This window comes from Paenarthrobacter sp. YAF11_1 (assembly GCF_052113445.1).
Classification (GTDB): domain Bacteria; phylum Actinomycetota; class Actinomycetes; order Actinomycetales; family Micrococcaceae; genus Arthrobacter.
In genome coordinates this window covers 48,095-68,816 of record NZ_JBFRDF010000003.1, presented here as the reverse complement: position 1 = coordinate 68,816, position 20,722 = coordinate 48,095, and the positions used below count along the sequence as shown (strand labels likewise).

General features: G+C 59.8%; 14 protein-coding genes and 1 pseudogene. 8 read left to right on the top strand and 7 right to left on the bottom strand.

What is annotated here, in order from left to right; translation table 11 throughout:
- The first annotated feature begins 64 nt into the window (after positions 1 to 64).
- Positions 65 to 601, top strand: a complete 537-nt coding sequence (locus AB4Y77_RS05875; protein WP_442013259.1) for an RBBP9/YdeN family alpha/beta hydrolase — start codon at positions 65 to 67, stop codon at positions 599 to 601.
- Positions 602 to 626: 25 nt separating this feature from the next.
- Here the strand turns inward: AB4Y77_RS05875 and AB4Y77_RS05870 are convergent, their stop codons facing one another.
- A complete protein-coding gene (locus tag AB4Y77_RS05870; protein WP_442013258.1) occupies positions 627 to 1,877 on the bottom strand; it encodes a plasmid pRiA4b ORF-3 family protein in 1,251 nt (416 codons plus the stop codon).
- Between the two features lie 113 nt (positions 1,878 to 1,990).
- On the opposite strand from AB4Y77_RS05870, the gene AB4Y77_RS05865 reads away from it, so the two are divergent.
- The 3 genes from AB4Y77_RS05865 to AB4Y77_RS05855 all read left to right on the top strand — a co-directional run bounded on the left by AB4Y77_RS05865 (position 1,991) and on the right by AB4Y77_RS05855 (position 6,295).
- A complete protein-coding gene (locus AB4Y77_RS05865) occupies positions 1,991 to 2,491 on the top strand; it encodes a hypothetical protein (protein ID WP_442013257.1) in 501 nt (166 codons plus the stop codon).
- A 38-nt stretch (positions 2,492 to 2,529) separates the two neighbouring features.
- Positions 2,530 to 4,713 carry a M48 family metalloprotease gene (locus AB4Y77_RS05860; protein WP_442013256.1) on the top strand — a complete coding sequence of 728 codons (2,184 nt, stop codon included), beginning with the start codon at positions 2,530 to 2,532 and terminating at the stop codon, positions 4,711 to 4,713.
- Between the two features lie 310 nt (positions 4,714 to 5,023).
- On the top strand, positions 5,024 to 6,295 hold the full coding sequence (locus AB4Y77_RS05855) for an MFS transporter (RefSeq protein ID WP_442013255.1): 1,272 nt from the start codon (positions 5,024 to 5,026) through the stop codon (positions 6,293 to 6,295).
- On the opposite strand, the gene AB4Y77_RS05850 is transcribed toward AB4Y77_RS05855, so the two are convergent.
- Entirely contained in the window at positions 6,292 to 7,545 is a 1,254-nt protein-coding gene (locus AB4Y77_RS05850) for an APC family permease (RefSeq protein WP_442013254.1), read from the bottom strand. The genes AB4Y77_RS05855 and AB4Y77_RS05850 overlap by 4 nt on opposite strands.
- A 69-nt stretch (positions 7,546 to 7,614) precedes the next feature.
- Positions 7,615 to 10,182, bottom strand: coding sequence for a LuxR C-terminal-related transcriptional regulator (locus AB4Y77_RS05845; RefSeq protein ID WP_442013253.1), 2,568 nt, complete (start codon positions 10,180 to 10,182; stop codon positions 7,615 to 7,617).
- A 484-nt stretch (positions 10,183 to 10,666) separates the two neighbouring features.
- Between AB4Y77_RS05845 and AB4Y77_RS05840 the strand changes: the two genes are divergently transcribed.
- Together AB4Y77_RS05840 and AB4Y77_RS05835 are read left to right on the top strand one after the other, a co-directional pair.
- On the top strand, positions 10,667 to 11,290 hold the full coding sequence (locus AB4Y77_RS05840) for an ATP-binding cassette domain-containing protein (RefSeq protein WP_442013252.1): 624 nt from the start codon (positions 10,667 to 10,669) through the stop codon (positions 11,288 to 11,290).
- A 62-nt stretch (positions 11,291 to 11,352) separates the two neighbouring features.
- On the top strand, positions 11,353 to 12,228 hold the full coding sequence (locus tag AB4Y77_RS05835) for a hypothetical protein (RefSeq protein WP_442013251.1): 876 nt from the start codon (positions 11,353 to 11,355) through the stop codon (positions 12,226 to 12,228).
- 75 nt (positions 12,229 to 12,303) lie between these two features.
- Here the strand turns inward: AB4Y77_RS05835 and cspE are convergent, their stop codons facing one another.
- Both cspE and AB4Y77_RS05825 read right to left on the bottom strand, forming a co-directional pair.
- On the bottom strand, positions 12,304 to 12,507 hold the full coding sequence (gene cspE / locus AB4Y77_RS05830; RefSeq protein WP_011773907.1) for a transcription antiterminator/RNA stability regulator CspE: 204 nt from the start codon (positions 12,505 to 12,507) through the stop codon (positions 12,304 to 12,306).
- A 299-nt stretch (positions 12,508 to 12,806) separates the two neighbouring features.
- A complete protein-coding gene (locus tag AB4Y77_RS05825) occupies positions 12,807 to 13,013 on the bottom strand; it encodes a hypothetical protein (RefSeq protein ID WP_442013250.1) in 207 nt (68 codons plus the stop codon).
- A 171-nt stretch (positions 13,014 to 13,184) separates the two neighbouring features.
- Here AB4Y77_RS05825 and AB4Y77_RS05820 point away from each other — a divergent pair.
- Positions 13,185 to 14,143: pseudogene (locus AB4Y77_RS05820) on the top strand (flavin-containing monooxygenase); the annotation flags it as partial.
- A gap of 185 nt (positions 14,144 to 14,328) precedes the next feature.
- Here the strand turns inward: AB4Y77_RS05820 and AB4Y77_RS05815 are convergent.
- Both AB4Y77_RS05815 and AB4Y77_RS05810 read right to left on the bottom strand, forming a co-directional pair.
- Positions 14,329 to 16,353 (bottom strand): ATP-binding protein, encoded by a 2,025-nt coding sequence (locus tag AB4Y77_RS05815; RefSeq protein ID WP_442013249.1) that lies wholly within the window; start codon positions 16,351 to 16,353, stop codon positions 14,329 to 14,331.
- 271 nt (positions 16,354 to 16,624) lie between these two features.
- Positions 16,625 to 17,725, bottom strand: a complete 1,101-nt coding sequence (locus AB4Y77_RS05810) for a DNA cytosine methyltransferase (RefSeq protein WP_442013248.1) — start codon at positions 17,723 to 17,725, stop codon at positions 16,625 to 16,627.
- 176 nt (positions 17,726 to 17,901) lie between these two features.
- On the opposite strand from AB4Y77_RS05810, the gene AB4Y77_RS05805 reads away from it, so the two are divergent.
- Positions 17,902 to 20,709, top strand: a complete 2,808-nt coding sequence (locus AB4Y77_RS05805) for a DUF1156 domain-containing protein (protein ID WP_442013247.1) — start codon at positions 17,902 to 17,904, stop codon at positions 20,707 to 20,709.
- Positions 20,710 to 20,722 lie beyond the last annotated feature (13 nt).

Below are 20,722 nucleotides of genomic sequence, written 5' to 3'. Positions count from 1 at the left end.
CAAGGGCTGGCGTCGTCGCTCTTCCGGGAGGACGATGATGCCGACGGATAGTTCGGAGGCTCACATGCATGCGGTAGTAGTCCCTGGTATCAACGGCTCGGATGCGGACCATTGGCAGTCGCTCTGGGAGCGTTCCAGCGCCGGCTGGAAACGCATTTCTCCGGCGTCGTGGGATGAGCCGGAAGTGGACGACTGGATAGCGGCCTTGGATGCAGAGGTGGGAGACGGAAAACCGATCCTCGTCACCCACAGCCTCGGGTGCCTTGTCGCTGCGAAGTGGAGCTTCGCGAATGCAGGCCGTGTAGCGGGCATGTTTTTGGTTGCCGTCCCGGATCCGTTTGGCCCGAATTACTCTGACGATGGTCCTCGTTTCGGCGACGACGTATACGGGCGAATTCCGTTTCCAACACTGTTGGTCACCAGCAGCGACGACCCCTATTGCACACTCGAGCGGTCACAGCATTTTGCCGACAGGTGGGGGGCGACCCGGATCGACATCGGACCCCGTGGTCACATCAATTCCTCAAGTGGATTGGGTGCGTGGCAGGAAGGACGCAACCTGTTAGCCGCCTTTGGTGCGGGTCTCTCCGTGCAGCGTTAGCGGCGCTCAAAGTCGGCTCGGCGTGTCAGTCCATGCGGCTCTGAACCTCCAAGAGGAACTTAACGCCGGCGTCGGACAACCTCTCATTGACGCGGACCCAACCTGGGCGTTCCCATAGCTCCAGTCGGTGCAGGTTCCGTGTGACGTCGTAGTAGAGATCGCTCGCCCAAGACAGCGGAATCTCACCGCCGGTTCTGGTTCTCAAACCTCCGTGATGAAGTGCGGCCTGGATCACTTGGTCTCTAAGTCCGTAGGGTGGCTCGTCTCCAATCAGCACCCAATGAACGAAGAGGGGCGTTGCCATTCGCTCTGCATCTGTGCCTGGGTTCGCGAACTGGTCGGCCAGGAAATCCCACAGGGCTTCTGGATCCTCGGCCAGTTTCCGTCCCCTTGGCGTCAGGAGCAGCCTGTCCTTGAGCTTCCGCAGAAGCTTCCACTCCTGCAACTGCTCCCGAAGATTCCGGATGGGCAACGTGCTCACCTCGACCCGTCCAGCCGACATCCATTCATCGTCCCAGCCAAGCTCGGTCATGGCACGCTTGACGAAGGCCGGCTTCAAGTATCCGGCAGAGGTCAACGGCAGACCGTCGTGCTGGGCTTCCTGGAGAAACCAGAGGATCGGACCCAGAACGTCTTCGTAGTCCGCAACCGTCACCTCGCCAGGCCAGAACCGCTGCGCCAAACTGCGCAGCTGCCCGTTGATCGCGACCAGATCACAAGCCGTGGGATCGAACTTCGAGATTGGCTCCTGTGTTACGTACTCAAGCCATCCAACGGCTTCCCTGTGCTCGGGATGCTTGGGGTTGGACACGACGGTCACCACGTTGGCATAGCCACCCACTCCCCCGGAATCCTCGATAGGTCCCCGCATCGCACCGTCAAGGCAGGCGATGGTGTTCTCGTGCAGCTCGGCCGGGCCCACAACCTCGATGTCGTGTGTCCAGCTGTCGCCGAAGTCGTACTCGTACAGGAGGTCTGAAACTCCTGGCTTCTGAGGGTCAAACAACTCCAGCAGTCGCACGGCTGCCGGGTCTTCGGCACCCTCGGGACCGTCGCCGTCGTCGACATTCATGAAGATGCGCTTCGTGCCCGACCGGTCATTGCCCGCGACGGCATACAAGTGGGAGTTCTTCCACCCGAACGCGCACTGGATGGCGCCGTGCAGCTCGGCAACGGTGGCACTTTCGGGAAGGACCAGCTGACGCCAGATCAGCGGCTCCGTATCGCTGATTGAAAGGCGAAGCTCGACGGCCGGAACAGTCTCGGGCGAATCCATGAAACAAGTCTGCCAGCTTGAGGTCAATGACCTTGTGGTCCCCCCACCGTCAGGCGGACAATGTGTCCCACGGCGGACCTCCGAGTCTGTTCGATTCTCACCAAGGGGGCACCATGGGAGAGCTTGGCACGGACATCCCACTGGGCGAGACACGTGATGTGAGCACTGAACTGGCCCGGCTGATGATCGAGCGGGCTGCCCCGGATGAATTGCTCACCTTCGACGAAGTCGCCGACGAGTATTACGCGGATCCCGAATCCACTCTGAACCCGGCCAAGAATGATGAGGCCGTCGGCTTCGGTCTGGAGTTGGCGTTGCTGGCACCCTTTGCTCTCGCCGTGGCCCAGTTCATCATCGGTTTCCTCGGTGACTTGCTCCGTGATGTGGCCAAGGACGCGGTGAAGGATGCCGCCAAACCTGCAGTGACGGGAGCCGTTCGCAGAGTGTTGCGGCTGGGCTCCCCACAGGATTCCACCAGCGCAGCGATCGAACTCACCGCGGAACAGCGCGACCGCGTCTTCGCTGCCGCCAAAGAGCAGTCCAAGCGCCTGGGCCTCGACGAAACCAAGGCAGATCTGCTGGGAAACGCAATCCTCGGGGTCCTCAGCAGGTGATTCTTCCTTCGAGTTCCAATCCTTAGAAGGCGGTCAGCATGGGCCAGAAGCCGTTGGCGCCAGCAGTTGATCGTCGTCGGGTCAACGTACTCGCCCTCCCCGCACCCACCACTGGCCTGTACCTTCTCTTCATTGCTGCACTTCTGGCGGTCGGCTTGTTTGTTGGCTCATGGATGCACAACGTGGTTCTTGGACGGGAATGGGTCCAAGAGTTGGGCAAGTGTTTGGCTCTGGATTTCGCCCAGCAACAGCAATGCACGGCGCCGCTGGAGATCAGGCGGGGTCTGTGGTCCTTGGCCGGAGCGGGTGTCATGGCAGTGGTCGCCGTGGCCGTCATGTTTGTTGTGCCATTGGTGATTCGACGGCGGCGCGCACTGCAAGTGCCCGCGCCAAAGCACAGGGCGGTGGTGGAACGCTTCGGCCAATTGGCGTCCGAGGCCGGCCTGCGTCGTGTACCGAAGCTCTTCATCGGGCCGGCACGAATGGGAGATGCCTTCTCCTTCGGCAGGCCCGGCTCAGCTGCGGTTGCCCTGCCGCCAAAGATTGTCGGCCTGCTTGTACGGCCCGGACCGGCCGACGGCGTCGTTCTCCATGAGTTCGCGCATATCCGACACCGCGACGTGGAACTGGCCTGGCTGGCGCGGAGCTCGTGGTACGTGACTCTGGTGGTGCTTCTCATTCCCGTCGCCGGCGCCATATGGGAAGGACCTTCGCTGCTTCCCTACTATCTCTGGCGTGCGGCCCTGCTGGCTGTAGTAGTGGAAATTGTGACAGCTGCCTTGCTCCGCTCACGCGAGCATGATGCCGATCTGCGGGCCGGGCAGGGGTCATACGAGAAGGTCAGAGCCAGCTTGGGACTCCTCGGACCCGGCGCACCCGCCACGTGGATTCGGCGCATGCGCCTGCGCCACCCGACACGCGAAGCGAGGGTCACTGTCCTCGACGCTCCCAGTAAAGCCGCCACCAGCGACTTCCTCCGCTCGTTGAGCGCCGGTGCCCTCGCCGGGATTGTTGGTCCCTTGATTGTGGCCACCGCCACCGCCCTGCTGACTGGATCCGGCGTCGTACTGGGTGGCATCTGGGCTTCAGCGGTAGTGACGGGATCGCTCCTGGGTTTTACCGTCGGCCTTGATCTTTGGCGATCACGGTTCGCTGCTGCGTTAGCTCACGGCTATGCAGTGGATACCGCTCATCCACTGCGGAGTGCGCGGGATCCACAGACGGCGCGGGGGTTGCCGGGCGTCTTTACGGTCGCCGCCGGTGTTGCCGTTGGCTTGGCGCTGGGGCAGGTCCTGTCGTTCGCGGGGATAGGGCAAGACGTTTCCGCGCCGGTAGATCTCCTCACGTTGATCGCCCCCATGATTGCCGGGCTCGGAACAGTGTTCATTTGCGCGGCCTTCGCCAGCATAGGCCTCCCCCTGGCGCTCTTGGCCAGGCGTCCCTGGCATTTCTGGCTGCCTGTTGCGCTGCTCAGCACCGCAACTTTTGTGGTCACCACCTGGATGGCCGACAGCTTGGATCTTGCCCTCACAAATTTCGGATGGTTGGGCGCCGCACTGTGGATCCAGTACGGCTATGACGAATGGCCGGGGATCGGCGTTGCCCTGATGCTGGGCATTGCAGCCACCATCGCGGCTTTCTATGGACAGTTCTTCCGTGGACGTGAAGCCAGGGACTGGATGTACTTTAACAACGACGACGGCGGCCTCGACTCCCAGCGTCGTCCTCACCTTAGGGCTCCCGGCAGTTCGTTCTGGTTGCCCTTGATCCTCGGCTTGGTGGCAGGCATCGCAGGGAGCATTTTCCTCGTGTCGCAGCTCTTGCTGATCAGTCCCATCAGGACCGCGGAAGCCGCTTCCCAAGCCGACTTCCTCTGGGTAAGCACCACGGTGCTTTGCTGGACGTCAGTGTCAGCCGTGCTCTGCTTGGTTAGTCCCGCTACTGGCCCTGCCACCACATTCATCGCCGGACCTCTGACGTCATCGCTCTGTGCCATGGGTGTTGCTGTTTTTTGGTTGGCCAGCACGGATTCAGTGCCGTGGGACGTGCTGCTGAGCATCTGGGCACCGGCCATGGCGCGTGGGTTCGCCATCTCCCTCATCGTCGTCAGCTTCACCGTCATCATTCGCTTCGCGGTGCAGTGGGTGATCGGCTTGGTGGTGAACCGGCTGACGCGGGTGAGTCGGGCGGCTAAGCCAAGCGGCCGGGCAGCCACCACCTAGGCGGGCACCGTCACCACCTATTTTTTCCGCACCAACACCTAATTACTCCGAATACGGCACCTAGTCTCCCAGATTTGCCACCTAGAGCCACGAACCCGGCCATAGTCTCCTTGTGTGCCTTCGAAGCGGGAGTCCCGGTGTCCGGCGGGAGCCCCACCCGCTTTGGCGTAGGAGGCACTGCGGCACGGCTCCACCCGTCTACCCCCAGGTGGAGTCGTGCCCAAGCCAGAGACGCCGCGAGTCGTCACAGAAGTAAACGAGAACGATTCTTGATAAGTTTGAACGTGCCTGCCACTAAGGAAAGCCGTTCATGAAACCCGCCACCACCTCCACCCAGACACCCCTCCAGACTGTGGAACGGCCAGCCAGCCCCAACCCGAAGCTCCTGCTCTCGAGCCAGCTGATTTTCAACATCGGGTTCTACTCTGTGGTGCCGTTCATCGCCCTCACCATGGCCAACGACTTCGCCATGAGTGCAGTAGCCATCGGCGTCGTTCTGGGAGCGCGGACCTTCGCCCAGCAAGGGATGTTCCTGGTGGGCGGCGCCATCTCCGATCGCTGGGGTGCCCGCTACACGATGGTCGCTGGGTGCATCGTCCGGGTCAGTGGCTACTTGCTGTTGGCGGCGGCCGACAATTTCAGTCTCTTCCTCGCAGGCGCGATCGTCACCGGCATCGGTGGTGCGTTGTTCTCGCCCGCTCTCGAAAGCCTGGTCGCCTCCGCCGAAGAACGGCGCGAACCATCCGGGAAACACCGGCCAACCCTCTTCGCTTCGCTGGTCATCGTGGGCGAATTCGGAGCCGTGGCGGGCCCACTGCTCGGCAGCCTGCTCCTGGGTTTCGGCTTCGAAGTCTCCCTCTACGTGGCCTCAGCCATCTTCGCGGTCATGGCTTTCGTCTTCTGGCGGTTCCTGCCACGCGCCGACCGCCTCGGACAACCAACAGACGTGGCAGTCCCCAAACACCAGCTCCTGGCCTGCCTGCGGGACAAGCGATTCGTGGCGTTCGCCTGCTTCTTCAGTGTCAGCCTCCTGGCGCACAACCAGTTGTACTTCGGCCTGCCCGTGGAGCTGCGACGCAGCGGTCTCGACGCCGGCGCACTCGGCTTCGTGTTCGCGTACGCCTCGTTGCTAACGGTCACTCTCCAGTGGCCCATTGCCAAGCTCATGCGTCGATTCGGCGAGCGCAACGCCCTGACGTTGGGCCTCAGTTTGAAAGCCGCAGGATTCACCGCCGTCGCTGTTCTCGCTACCCAGCCACCACTCGCATCGTTGCCGGCTCTACCGGCGCTGGCTCTCGTCACCGGCCTGTGCCTGGGCAACATGTGCGCGACTCCGACGGCAATGCGGCTCGTCCTGGACTTCGCCAGCGGCCGCCCAACCGGCGCCTATTACGGACTCCTCGCCAGTTGCGGCGGCGCCATGGTGCTGATCGGCAACACGGCCATGGCACCGCTTTACGAGTTTGCTGACCAAACGTCGACGGCGGCCGCCTCGCCGTGGCTGTTCACTGGCGTCATCGCTGTGGTCTCGGCTGTTGCGATCCGCCGGTTCGTTCCAAGGCCGGCCCGCGCATTGGTCTAGCGGCTCATCCTCAGCCGGATCAGCCTGTAAGCGATACCCACCGCGAACATCAGCACACCCAGCCCCACGGACAGCGGCGGCAGCGTCACCACAAGAACAACGCATGCAACCGCGCCGGCCACCTGCAGGAACTTCGGGTAGCGACGATCCTCGGTTGGCTGGGTGAAAGCAGCGACGTTCGCCACCAAGTAATAGAGCAGCACGCCGAATGACGAGAAGCCGATGGCCCCACGAAGATCGGCCACGGCAATGATCAGGCAGATCACCACGGCAAGAGTCACCTCGGCCCTATGCGGCACCTTGTACTTCGGGTGCACGGCCGAGAGCCAGTGCGGGAGGTCGTGTTCGCGGGCCATCGCCAGGCTGGTGCGGCCGAGTCCGGCGACCAGCGCCAACAGTGCTCCCAACGACGCGACGGCAGCCCCAATACGGACAACAGGCGAGGCCCGCGCCAACGCTCCTGTGCCCACGGCATCGGCCAGCGGAGTGGGCGTACCGGCAACCCCCTCGGGGCCAAGTGCCGCGAGCAGCGTCACCGCAACGACGGCGTAGATGACGATCGTGATTCCCAAGGCAATACTGATCGCCCGGGGAATCGTGCGCTTGGGCTCACGGACTTCCTCGCCCATGGTCGCGATCCGCGCATACCCAGCGAACGCGAAGAACAACAGCCCAGCGGACTGCAGAATCCCGTACCAGCCCTCTGCCAGCAGCCCCTCCCCCTCAAAGTTGCCAAAGTCGGGGCCGGACCCACCCCACACTGCGGTGATAGCAATGGCCAGGGCAGCCAGCACGGCAATCACCAACACACGGGTCAGCCCTGCTGTCCGGGTCACCCCGTGATAGTTCACCGCTGTCAGAAGTACGACGGCGGCAATCGCCACCGGGCGTTCCCACCCTTGCGGTGCGGCATAAGCGGCGAAGGTCATCGCCATGGCAGCCGCACTGGCGGTCTTGCCAATGATGAAACCCCAGCCGGCAAGGAACCCGGCCCACGGTCCCAGCCGTTCCCGTCCGTAAACGTAGGTACCGCCGGAGGTCGGGTATCTGGCCGCGAGTTGAGCAGATGACGTCGCGTTGCAGAAGGCGACGAATGCGGCCACTACCAAGCCGATCAGCAGCCCGGAACCCGCGGCGGCAGCGGCCGGGGTGAAAGCTGCGAACACCCCAGCACCGATCATGGAGCCTAGTCCGATAAGCGAAGCATCGAACGTGCCGAGTCGGCGGGCCAAAGCCGGGGAGTTGTTCACTGATACCCTTCACGCTGAGGGACCGGGCTCAATGCATGGCGTCGGAGACCGGCGTTGGGAGAATTGGCTTCAGCTTATCCCGGCTCCTCGCGGCGGAAGTGAATTCCCGACGAGCATGAAGAGTCCGTTGCGGGACGTGGCGCCGGTCTTGCGCAGCGCGTTGGAGATGTGGTTTTCCACGGTCCTGGCACTGATGCCCAGGTGCTCCGCAATCTCCACGTTGGTGCGATGGCCCGCCAGGACGGCAACCTCGATCTCCCGTTCAGTGAGTGGCGTGGTCCTGAACGAGTTGAAGGAGAGTTGCTCATTGGCCGATGGGAACCGGACCGCGAACATGGACGAGGCCTGAGCCATGGCGTCGGCTGCGGCAGTATCCCCTTCTATAACGTGCCGCTTGAGTGCACCGCGGAGAAGCATCCCCACCTGGTAGGTGTCGATGTCCGGTTCGTAATGCTTCAGCAGCAGACCAAGGAGCTGGTGGTCCCCTTCAACCACGGCGGTAGCAATGCCGATGAGTTGATCGTGAACCGTGACGCCACTGTCCCGCAGGATCTTCTGCAACAGGTCCAAGACCGGACGCCCCGGGCTCAAGCACGTGCAGAGGAGCGCCGTCATCATGGCTTCCAGAACATAGCCGCTTTTCAGCTGGCGTCTGATGAGTTTCGCTGCCTTGCGATCGAACGTAGATGGCTGCGCACTGTTGTGGGCAACCAGCTCATAGGCTCCCTTTCCAATGCCAGGTAAAGGCCCGACGTCGGGCACTTCAGTCCGCGCTTGCGCGGCAATCGAAAGGGCCGGCGGCGTGGCAGTGGTTGCATGGCGGAGGCCCGCGAGGCGCAACATCGCGTCGTAAAGGGCGTCCACCACGAAGCCCGGCCGACCCATGGCGAAGACACTGCTCATGAGGTATTCAGCTTCTTCAAAGTGCCCGCGGTACAGCAGTCCGTGAGCAGCGATGTAGCTGCTGGTAACCACGCCGAACTGGTCCAGGTTCTTGCGTGCTTCGGTCCGCCAGTCCAGAGCGAAGACGAGGGATTCCTCGATGCGGCCGGCTGCGAACAGCGCGAAACCCCGGATAAATGGCCGCAGGTGGGAGAAGGCGTCGTCATCGTTCTGACCGTCGACGACGTCGAAGGCTGCAGCTGGCCTGAAGCGGTAGAGCTCCAGCAGCCCGTGGACCAGGCCGCCCATCCCTGACGGCTTGCTTTCGGGCACGCTTGTTGACGTGTCTACAGGGACCCTGCCGTGGGAGGCGGTCAGGAAGGTGATTGCGTGGGCGGCTTCCGCGGCATGGTGCGGGTTATCGTCCGCGAACTTTTGGAGAATTTCGACGGCGGCACCTGGGCCTTGCCCGGTGTGGACCGCGAGCATGGCCCGGGTAATGGTGACAAACAGGACGTCCTTGGGGTCGGCGTCGAACGTTGTTGTTTCCCTGCAGACGCGAGCTGCCCGGTGGACATCCACGGAAGCACCCCAATAGATCCGAAGCAGGGACGAAGCGTTGGCGGCGGTTTTGTTGGCTTCCCATCGCTCGAAATGGATTCGTTCACGATCGGAACTGTGGTCGTGGAAGTGGCGGGCGGTGACGGCGTCGCCGTCGCCCTTTTCCAGACGCAGGGTAGCCAGGACCCGAACGAGGCAGTCTGCTGTTGTTTGATTCTCCTGCTCCGCTCTCGGCACAGCCTCCAGGACGCCGGCGATCTTTCTGCGCAGCAGTTTCCGGTCCCTCAGGTTCTTGTTGCCGCGGAAGTAGTCAGCGATGACGGGTGGGCTGATGGCGGCGATGGAACCGTTGTGGTGGTCGTCCATGACGGAGAGGAATCCCCTGCGTTCGAGACCCTCCAGGGCGTCGGGTTTGATGACCTTCTGCAGGACGTCCACGCGGGCTGTGCCGAGGATTGCCATGGTGTGCAGTGCTGTGAACTCGTCGGCGCTGAGCTCGGCCAGGAGAGACTCAAGTGTCCCCCGCAGGTGCTCGTTCCAGAGGGTGTTGGTGGTCATCCCCCATTGCTTGTCCTTCATGACCAGGAGGTTGCTCAGGGATGCCGTCTCCGCGATCCGTACGATGAGGCGCGGGTTGCCGGCGGACTTGGTGAGTATCCGGGCTGTGGTGTCTGCGTCTGCCGGAGCACCGAGGACTTGGGCGATCAGCATGTGAACCTGCTCGTAATGAAGCGGGTCCAGTTGCAGATGTGCCTCGCGGCCGTTGTTGAGGATGGCCAGCTGGCCTTTCGAGAATGCCCAGGTTTCGGGCGCCGTGGCCACCATCGGGCAATTCGATCGGCGCCGAACAGCCTCCAGGACCGCGAGTGATTCGCTGTCCACCAGATGGAGGTCGTCGACGACGAGCAGGTGCTTCCCGTTGGTGGCCAGTTGGCTGGTCAGCACATCCGCGATGTCGAAGACGCCGCTGCGGCCAGGCCTCAAGTCCAGGCCAAGTCCTTTGATGGCCGCGTACGGGATGGTGCGGTGCGTGCGCAGTCCGGTGATGTAGTGAACGGCCACTCCGGTCTTTTCCAGATTGCTCATGACACTGCGGACCACGGACGTCTTTCCGCTGCCCGGAGCACCGACGACCCGCACACCGATACCGCGCGCGACAAAGTCGAGGATTCGCTGAACCTCAGAATCGAACACTCGACCCAACCTTCTGTTTCTGTGGATGCCCGACATGCGGCTCACTTCGCAGGCTAGATCGAGAAAACGGGACTAGGTGCCAAAACGGCCTTGCACAGGCCGTTTTGGGTCCATCTAGGTGGTGATTTGGGCAAATCTAGGTGGTGGCGGGACTCGTCTAGGTGGTGGGGCTGTTCGGAAATCAGGTGATCCATGGGATGCTCCCTCAGCTCTGTGGGTGGATTACCTCCCACGCTACGGAGGGCTGAGCAAGAGTTACATGGGTGTAATTCGCTATGTGGATATATGTTCTAATCATATAAACGGCACTAGTACACAGATTCTAAGCAGGTGTTTCCAAGGGTTGTCTGGAGGCGGGGCCGTAGTCACCCACGCATTTGACAAGGGGACGCTTCCAGGTCGAGAGTGTTGCTCAATCACCCGCAGCCGAAAGCGTGAACGGTGGTTTTCGGGCATTTCATTGTGGGGGGACAAATGAGGATCAATGCTGCGCATCACGAACCTATCCAAGAGCTACGGCCGCAATCGAGTCATCAATAGCGTCAACCTCGTAGTTCCATCGACGGGCATCCACGTCATCCAGGGTGGGAATGGAAGCGGCAAAACCACTCTCCTCAAGTGCCTCGCGGGGCTGGTCCGCTTCAGTGGTGAGGCAACCTGGTACAAAAGCGCGGTTCGAGACCACGTATCTGCGGCCTTCGACGACTCAGCCGTTCATGAGCGCCTGACTGGTCTGCAGAATCTCAGCGCACTCCTGGATATCCCGCCCCGCCAGGCCATCACCCATCCCATCATCAGGACATTCCTCAGCCGTGAATTGTTGAGCCGAAGATCATCCTCGTACTCGTTGGGGCAGCGAAAGAAGCTCAAGCTGGCATCGGCGTTGGCAATTGGCCGGCCATGCATCCTGCTCGACGAGCCGAACTCAGGCCTCGACGATCACGGTCGGCATGCCCTACGGCAGGCGCTGGAGTCCATTGAAGCCACCACATGCGTCATCGTTTCCGATCATGACCACGCCCCATACGGGGATCTTGCCTCAACGACATTCACCATCCGGCGCGGAAGAATCCGCGCCGACGGCGAAGCAATAGCGCTTCGCCGATGAGTTGGTATCTGCGATCCCTGAGAACAGAACTGCGATATCAATTCTGGAGCAAAGCACTGCTCTTGCCCATCGGCGGCCTGGCGGCGTCACTGGTGTTCGCTTTTTCTGGGAGCATCAGCAATGTCACCGCGACATTGTCGAGACTTCAGATCACAGAGGCCTACGCGCTGGCCAACGGAAACTCCTTGGCCGCGGCCATGGAACAACCCAACACCGTCGTCATCCAAGGTGGCCAACGGATTGTAGACAACCCCCTCCGCTTCGACTACGAAGCCGCCTACTTCGCCGACCGCGCTTTCGAGGGACCTCATGCCATCGGCACAGGGTTGGAGATGATCACATTCCTGGTGATCCCGCTGCTCTTCTTCATTTATGGATGCGCAACAGCCGTAGGCGATGTTCGCCGGCGGATTTTGAAGGATCGAATCGTCGCGCAGGGCGCAGCGCCGTATGTGGCTGGGAAGGTCGCCACCATCACCCTTGTTTCGATGGCGGCGGTCATCCTCACCGCGATGCTGAGCCTGGGTGCCGCGCCAATCCTGAGGGCACTTTTCCTACAGAGCGATCGCCGCGACTTCATCTATCCAGTCGACGACGCCGGTGCAGGCAACCCCGTTGTTCACATCGCGTTCGCCACTGCTGTAGCCGTCGCATTTGGTCTGTTGGGACTCTTTATTGGGCTCGTAGCCAGGAGCATGCTGATCCCCTGCTTGGCCGCCGGCGCATTGCTCCTGCTGCTGCCGTTCGCCGGACCCTATGATCCCCGCAATATTCTCACAGCCACGGCGGAAGGCGTCTTCAACTATTGGGGTGGATTTAACCCACGCCCGCCATTTCCGGTGTGGACGGAACTGGGAGTCTTGCTGTCCGTAGTGTCCTTGGCCGTGGTGTCCGTCGTCTCGACGGCGATCTGGTCGCGGATGTCGAAGTTCGTCTAGCCCGAAACACTAGAGGGTGGGCAAACAAAAACAGGGCCGGTCAATGACCGGCCCTGCTTCTTTGTTATCCGAAGACTAGATAGCCTGGATGTTTACTGCCTGGGGACCCTTGGGGCCCTGCTCGACGTCGAAGGAAACCTTCTGATTCTCTTCGAGGGAGCGGTAGCCCGAGGAGTTGATCGCAGAGTAGTGAGCGAAAACGTCCTGGCTGCCATCTTCAGGAGAGATGAAGCCGAAGCCCTTTTCGGAGTTGAACCATTTCACGGTACCTGTAGCCATTTTTTCAGTCCTTACTGAAGGTGGAGATGCTCCCGACTTTCGGGTCTCCGGTGTGGGGTGTTCTCCACCGTTACTTCAGAAGGTCACGATCCAGAGGGACCGTGGGGACTGCCTGAACTACCAAATGCCAAACACAACAACACCGTCAAGTCTACAGAGTTCTGAGCAGATAGCTAGTGCTGGGAAATATTTATCCATCGGATGTTGATCGCAGGCCCAAAACCAGGCCTTCAAGGCCCGCCTTTTACGGGGCATCGGAGTCCACGTCAACAAATCCCACGGTCCGGGCAGACAGCTAGCTATCGCTGCCGCGGCTCGTCACCATTGGTCGTGGCATTGAGCCTGTCCTTGATCACCCAACTGGCAATTGACGGAGCGGCGGTCGCTATAAGGCACGCCGTCGCCCAGAAGTTGTCCAATAGGCCGCTGACGAGCAGAAACAGGCTACCCGCAATCACCACCCACGATGTGATGTCGAGTAGCCGAACCACGCTGGTAGTAGACATGCGCGAATCGTCCCCCTAGATACGTTCCGAAAGCCTATGTCTTTTGGACACACGCGGCATCCTGCGACCTCGCATCGGGGACGTTCCAGCGGCAGCCGTTTCAGGTGCTCAGCCTGTAGAAATCCGTCTTCGTCCATCCCTTACAGGCCTCCGAAGCGTACAGTTCACCCCATGGGACCGACCCTCGATACGGTCATCATCGGCGCAGGCCAAGCCGGCCTCACGACGAGCTACTGGCTCACGCAATTCGGCGTCGAGCATCAGCTGCTGGAACGACGCGATTCCCTCGGCGGCGCCTTCCAGGACCGCTGGGACAGCTTCTACATGAATACCCCCAACCTTGCGCTGGACCTCCCCGGCATGCCGTACGACGGCGACGACCGGGACGCGTTCATCTCACGCATTGCTGTCGTCAACCTCTTCCGCCGGTACGCGGAGCTCATTGCCGCTCCGGTCCACACGGGCGTGGACGTGACCCGGCTATCCCATGCCTCGGAAGGCGCCTTCAATCTTGAAACATCGCTCGGAAACCTGCGGGCCAAGAACGTGGTCCTCGCGACGGGCGCGTACCAAGTCCCTAAGATCCCCGCCCTGCCCGCCATGCTCCCCGCCGGCGTGACACAACTTCACACCCACGAGTACCGCAATCCTGAGCAATTGCCGGAAGGCGCCGTGCTGATAGTCGGCACCGGTCAGTCAGGCGGGCAAATCGCCGAGGAACTCCACGCCGCCGGCCGCGAAGTCCACCTCTGTGTCTCAATCGTCCCCGAAGCGCCCCGCAGATACCGCAGCCAGGACCTCATCTACTGGTTGCTCAAGACCGGCAAGCACGGTCCCGAGTTCGGCGTCAACGCCCTCACCCGGGAAGCGCTCCCCTCCCCCGCTGCCCGCTTCGCGCCGAACCCACTGCTCTCGGGTAGCGACGGCGGTCACGCCATTCACCTCCGCGAGCTCGGCCGCCGCGGCATGCACCTGTACGGCCACCTGGAATCAATCGACGACGGCGACATCACCTTCAGCGATGACCTCCCCAGCGTCTTACAAGAGTCGATTGGGGGTTCTACCAGCGAACGCACACGGCTATCGACGCTTATATTGCAGCTGCGGGTATCGACGCCAGTGGGAACCCCTAGGGAAAACGTCAGATAGCTTCATTTAATGGAGGAGCCGGTGGTCGGGCATCCTGCCAATCTCGGTTCTAAACTACAAAAGCTTCTCGATCTGGAAGCATGGTCACCGCGGGCGGGTGGGAACTGGCGAGAAAGCTCCTGACGTCGTACTGCAGCGGTCCAGTGGTATTGCCGATAGACCTTTGCTAATTCGCGTCGGATTGGCTTTTCGCATCATCAACGACGATGTCACCCGGGGCTACGCCCGCCGCCCGTTCTGCCGCACTACGACGGACCGACGTCCGCAGGACCGACCTCGTGGCTACAACTTCATTCTGCTTGCGACCAAAAGAGTCATCATCTATATCACTATTCAAAAGGGCCGCATAGTGTGCATAGTGGTTGTATGTTCTCTTATGCACTTCAGACCATGTAAGAAGCTCCATGTCTGCCCGATCTTTCCAACTATTGAGAGTAGCATCTCGAACAGCATAGGACTCCCCAGTTATGAAGACCCCACTTATGTTGCTTCGGGCCTGACCCAGTTTCTCCACATATTTCTCCAACTGCTGCAAGTCACCCAGGTCCACGGGATGACCGCTCCTCTTTATTTCGATGATTATGGTTTCCCCATCACCGGTCAAGGCTAGGAAGTCATATCGCGTCCGGTCATCTTCAGGCAGGTCGGCAGCATTCCACTCGCGGAGCTGCTTGGTTATGGTCTTCTCTTCGGAAAGCACTTGCCAATCGGGATTAATGAGCCATGGATAGCGCGCGAGCAAGTCGTGCATGTTATCATCACTAAGCTTCGATGCCGTTTCAGGACTGTCATTCACTATCATCTTGAAGAACTTATTGACAATTTCCATTCGGCCCTGAATTACTTCCAGGACGGCGCGACTCTCGAGCACTCGCCACCCATGTAGATAACCGACAGCTTCCACGAGGCCTTCGGGGTCATCGCCGACTTTATCTAGTTCTTCGATATAATCATGAAATTGCCTGTACTCGAAGGCACGAATAATAGTGTTTGCCAGCTCCTGAACCCGCTCCACGTCGGCGTCGGTGCGACCCAAGGCCMGGATAAATTTCGTAGCCTGCTTCTTTGACATGGGATCCAAGCGAGTTATGCGTTCCGCGAGACTCTTGTTGTCTAGCGCAGACCTCTCCGCCTGGTCCTCCCGCTCGCCGAGTCGCTCTCTAAGCAACCGCCTAGTTGTCGCCTCGCCCCAAGCCCTCAAAGTCTGCGTAGCTTCTGCATCCCAATCAAGGTCCTGGCGATCAGTGGAAACCAGGTCAGAAGCATCATCGGTGCCTTCATCCAGATAGTCAGCCTCGATGACACCAGTCAGATACTTTGTACCATGCTGGCCACTCGCGGTGGCTTCCACATTGAAGAAGAATGCGGGAGCTTGGGCAGTTTTCCCATTTACAAGAATGGTAAATCCCTGCATTTCTGCGGAGAGGACTTTATCGCTAAAACCCGCCCACCAAGATATAATGTTGCCACACGGCAAAGTCTCAGTTGCTAGATCCGAAACTGGCTCGCGTTTTGAAAGTGTCAACAGAGGTTCGCGAAGAACTTCATTGTTAATACGTATCTCCATCGAACCTAAAACGGACCGACTGAATCGTCTTGCGAGCGATTGATGGAGTGCGTCAATGTCGGGAGGAGTCTTGTGCTTCAGCAATGAGAGTTCTATTTCCGTCCCGGTGGTCCGGACACTTCCCGCTGCGATTGGTCGAACAATACCTGGAAGGTCCAGCACCTTTGAGTTACCGTTGCTGGCAGTTAGGCTCTCACCATCCAATATGACTTCTGTTTCAAATCCGTTCTGGCGGGTAATAACACACATCTTCTTTCCCAGACCAAATCCTGCAAGCTTACCAACACCTTTGCGACCCATCGGCCGGCGGCCTTGCGGCAAAGCTTGACCCGAGGCCCGGCGATTTCTGCCAATGACAAGATAATTGTCTTGAACCTCATCGTCAGACATTCCACTACCATCATCAAAAACAGTCACTTTGGACTCGGATGGTTGATAGGTAGAAGGTAGCGGAATGGCAATCTCAACTACGGACGCCCCGGCATCCCAGGCATTAGCAACAAGCTCCGCTATTGCAACATCCCTCCTCTTATACATTTGAGTGCCGAGATGCTCGAGAGTTCGGCCTAAAACAGTGATTTGAAAGTTTCTCGGAGTCGCAGCTGATGGCGTCGGTTGGTTCACGCCACAAGCCTAGTCCATTTGCCGAACTGAAAGTGTCAGGATGTGCAGCTCGTTACTCCTCCCACCTTGCTGTTTCGTCGATCTCTTGTCTATCGACCACGAGTATTTACCTGGAAATTCCTAAAAGTGCGCACATTGGTGGTCCAACACTTACGGTAAAGAACTCTGCCTGTCGGCAATCTTCCGCCGAAGGGTCAGCAAACTCCATGATGATGGCTGCCATGGCCGCCTCGTAACATCTCAGACCGACGACCCAGTCGGGTCGGCTCAGCTACGTCGATTCGTCCCACGCATCAGCGATAAGTTGGCCCAAAAAAGCGGCCAACTGAATGGGAACAGCGTTACCGATCTGACGGGCGATGGCGGTCTTCGACCCCATCCATTTGTATGTGTCGGGGAAGCCCTGGAGCCGTGCTGCCTCAAAATGCGTGATGGCCCGGTGGACCGTGGGGTCAGGATGCAGGTAGCGGCCCTTCTCGGGCTTGAAGAACTCCGTTCGAATCGTCACTGAAGGCTTAGTCCAGTGAAGGCGTCCCATAACATCGCCTGACCCGTTCTTGTGCTTCTTCCAGCAATCGGCGAGAAGGTCAAAGGGAATATCAAAACGATTGCCACCAGCGGGAATCGTCGCGAAGCGCCTTAGTGAAAGATCCGTGTAATTGCGCGTCACGTGCAGTTCAGGGGTCGTGAACGGGCCGGGCATGGTCACCCCGTCGACTTCAGTCCTCGTGTCTGGAAAATCACTTACTGACGTGACCTTAGGTATCAAACGTTCGTTGCGCACACCGGCAAATGCGTCCTCAACGGTGCGGTGTTTGCCCTTGAACGGTCCTTCAACAGGCACTGCAACTTCTGGCAGCCCTCGACGCCTCCCTATCACGATTGTTCGCACCCTAGCCTGGTAGGCTCCAAAATCCGCTGCGTTCAGCAAGAGCGGCTGAAGTTCATAGTTCTGCAGCGGCCCGCCAGGCAGAGTCCACGACTCGAGCTCAGCGAATTGAGGGGAGGTCAGAAACTGGCGCACATTCTCAAGAACGAAGTACCGAGGCTGGGCCTTGATGATAGTCTCCGCATACTTCCGCCATAGGAAGTTCCTTTCATCGAGCACCTCCTGCTTTCCTAGCGCCGAGAATCCCTGGCAGGGGGGCCCCCCGATGATCACGTCGGCTTCCGGTACGAGATCTCCGTCCAGCCAGTCCTCGATCCCCCCGGCATAGACTCGCGCCGCTTTGTGATTCTGCGCAAAAGTTGCCGAAGCATACCTGTCGAGCTCGACAGCAACGACAGTCTCGTACCGCCTGGTGGACTTGAAGCCCTGAGTCATTCCGCCTGCGCCGGCGAAAAGGTCAATGAGGCGTAGACGTTGTGACATGAGCACTAGCTTAGCCGGCTGCAGGGACACTTTGGGTAACAACGGCTGCTGCCCCGACCTCAGCCATCGAATCGGAAACCCTCGGCTGATCACGCGCGCGATGCCGTCCCGGCAGCCAGTGGAGTATAGATTTGGTTGTGGAAACGGGGTGCCCTGGATCTGGCAGCACAATATGAATGGACAAAGCACTTATGCACGCGGAGAAGCGCAAACTCATTGAGGTCGCGATGCCTCTCGAGGTCATCAACCGGGAGTCGGCGCGGGAGAAGTCGATCCGCCATGGGCACCCATCGACCCTTCACCTGTGGTGGTCTCGGAAGCCCTTAGCGACGGCCCGTGCGGTCCTTTTTGCGCAGCTCGTCGATGATCCATCTTCCCACCCGGACGCGTTTCCTAGTGAAGAGGCGCAAGCTGCAGAGCGGGCTCGGCTCCACGGCATAATCGAACGACTAGTCGTGTGGGAAAATTCGAACAACGCAGCACTCCTGCGTGAAGCACACGAAGAGATCGTGAAGTCCTCCGGCCCGGATGGGCCTCCCGTCATCCTCGACCCCTTCGCCGGCGGCGGCTCCATCCCACTCGAAGCTCAGCGGTTGGGCCTCGAATCACATGCATCGGACCTTAACCCTGTTGCCGTGCTGATCAATAAGGCGCTCATTGAGATACCCCCCAGATTTAGAGACGCCCATCCGGTATACCCTGGGCTCGCTGAAGGGCAAACGACAGAGTGGGCCGGATCTGAGGGCCTCGCCGACGACATCCGTGCGTATGGCAAGTTGATGCGCCAGGCGGCGGAGCACCGGATCGGCCATTTGTACCCTAGGGCCGAGCTCGGGGCCGGAAAGTTGGCGGATGTCATCGTCTGGAAGTGGGCGCGCACGGTTACCTGCCCAAACCCTGCGTGTGGGATCGCGATGCCGTTGGTGAATTCCTGGTGGCTGGTTAAAAAGAAAGGCCGGGAAGTTTACATCGTTCCCCAGGTCACCAGCGGTAAAGTCACTTACGCTATTGCAAACGGCACAGGCAGTAGTCCGATTCCGGAAGGCACCATCTCCGGACGGACAGGGGCGAAATGCATCGCATGCGGTTCGGCGGTCCCGATAGCATATGTTCGTGATGCACAGAAGAACGGCCATGCTGGTAAGCAACTGCTAGCTGTGGTCGCTGAAAGTAATCGCGGACGGGTTTACCTGCCGCCGACTCGCGACCATATAGAAGCGGAGGCATCCGCAATGTCGAGCGAAGACTTAGATGGAGCATTGATAGCTACTAACGCAAGGTGGTTCTCGCCGCCTGTATATGGGCTAACAAAATTTTCCGATCTTTTCAGTAACCGCCAGCTTGTGACCCTCGCTACGTTGAGCGACCTCGTGGGCGAAATTCGTAAAACAGCGCTTACCGATGCTATTGCCGCTGGCTTACCTGAAGGAGAGCGCCTAGAGGCCGGAGGGACAGGAGCTGCCGCCTACGCCGACGCTATTGCCACCTACCTAGGGCTAGCTGTGAGTCGCACATCAGATCGTTCCTCCTCTCTGTGTGGCTGGGACAGCTCTCGGGAGTCGGTGCGAAACGTCTTCGGTCGACAGGCAATCCCTATGTCATGGGATTTCGCAGAATCCAATCCGTTCTCGTCATCTTCTGGCAACTTCTTGGGGCAACTCGAATGGATCGAAAAAGTAGTTCGTCGTTCACCATCTCGAGCTGCATCGAAGGTGACCGCCGCCAACGCCGCTGAGTTGAACTACACCGGTGTAGTCGTTTCAACAGATCCGCCTTACTACGACAACATCGGGTATTCAGACCTGTCGGATTTCTTCTATGTCTGGCAGAGACGCGCGCTTCGCGAAGTTCACCCCCGCCTCATGGGCACAATGCTGGTCCCAAAAGCGGACGAGCTCGTCGCGAATCCGTATCGGCACAATGGGAAATCCGGTGCAGAGAGGTTCTTCGAGACCGGCTTTGAGTCGGTTTTCCAACGCATGCGTGAGAACGCCGTAGCGGACTACCCGATAACCGTCTATTACGCCTTTAAGCAGTCGGAGACGAGTACAAGTGGAGAATCATCTACGGGATGGGCGACGATCCTCGAAGGCATCGTCCGCGCAGGATGGTCGATAACGGCGACGTGGCCCCTACGGACAGAATTGATGAATCGGCAAACCGGGCAGAGTACAAACGCCTTGGCTTCGTCGATCGTTTTGGCCTGCCGCCCACGGAGCGAATCAGCGACGTCTACGGACCGCGGCGGGTTCCTGGCCGTCCTCCGCTCCGAGCTTCCGAAACAGCTGCGGCAGCTGCAGGAGGCCACAGTTGCGCCAGTTGATTTAGCCCAGTCGACCATCGGACCGGGTATGGCAGTATTCACTCGCTATTCCAAGGTTACGGAAGCCGACGGGTCGGCGATGCGTGTCCGCACAGCGCTTGAGCTCATCAATCAGGTCTTGGCGGAGGTACTCAATGAGTTGGAAGGCGACTTTGATTCGGACACCAGGTGGGCGCTCAAATGGTTCCAGCAGAACGCGTTTAATGAAGGGCTCTTCGGCGATGCCGAGAACCAAGCAACAGCGTTGAACACCTCCGTTCCCGGAATGGAGCGCGGCGGAATCCTCACTAGCCGCGCAGGCAAGGTGCAGCTCTTTGCCCCGGCCGCACTCTCTGACAACTATGATCCCCGCCGCGACCATCGTCTCAGTGTCTGGGAGGCCGCGCTTCACACGGCACGTGTATTGGAGTCCAAGGGCATCGAGGATGCTGGCCAGATGGTGGGTAGGCTCAGGCAGGCGACCGGTTCGCGGATCGACTTGGACGCAGTGAAGGAACTCGCGTACCTCCTGTATTCGATAGCTGAACGGAAGAATTGGTCTGCCATCGGCCAAACGTTCAACAATCTTGCCACCGCGTGGCCAGATATACTGCGATCCTCCGAATCAGGCACATCCACCACACAGTTGGGATTCGATTTCGAATCCCTCGACGAGTTCTAGAAAGGCATTCGGG

Coding starts and splice junctions, on each gene's coding strand:
- AB4Y77_RS05805 (WP_442013247.1), top strand. CDS start 17,902: ATGGACAAAGCACTTATGCACGCGGAGAAGCGCAAACTCATTGAGGTC.
- AB4Y77_RS05870 (WP_442013258.1), bottom strand. CDS start 1,877: ATGGATTCGCCCGAGACTGTTCCGGCCGTCGAGCTTCGCCTTTCAATC.
- cspE (WP_011773907.1), bottom strand. CDS start 12,507: ATGGCTACAGGTACCGTGAAATGGTTCAACTCCGAAAAGGGCTTCGGC.
- AB4Y77_RS05855 (WP_442013255.1), top strand. CDS start 5,024: ATGAAACCCGCCACCACCTCCACCCAGACACCCCTCCAGACTGTGGAA.
- AB4Y77_RS05860 (WP_442013256.1), top strand. CDS start 2,530: ATGGGCCAGAAGCCGTTGGCGCCAGCAGTTGATCGTCGTCGGGTCAAC.
- AB4Y77_RS05865 (WP_442013257.1), top strand. CDS start 1,991: ATGGGAGAGCTTGGCACGGACATCCCACTGGGCGAGACACGTGATGTG.
- AB4Y77_RS05810 (WP_442013248.1), bottom strand. CDS start 17,725: ATGTCACAACGTCTACGCCTCATTGACCTTTTCGCCGGCGCAGGCGGA.
- AB4Y77_RS05825 (WP_442013250.1), bottom strand. CDS start 13,013: ATGTCTACTACCAGCGTGGTTCGGCTACTCGACATCACATCGTGGGTG.
- AB4Y77_RS05840 (WP_442013252.1), top strand. CDS start 10,667: ATGCTGCGCATCACGAACCTATCCAAGAGCTACGGCCGCAATCGAGTC.
- AB4Y77_RS05875 (WP_442013259.1), top strand. CDS start 65: ATGCATGCGGTAGTAGTCCCTGGTATCAACGGCTCGGATGCGGACCAT.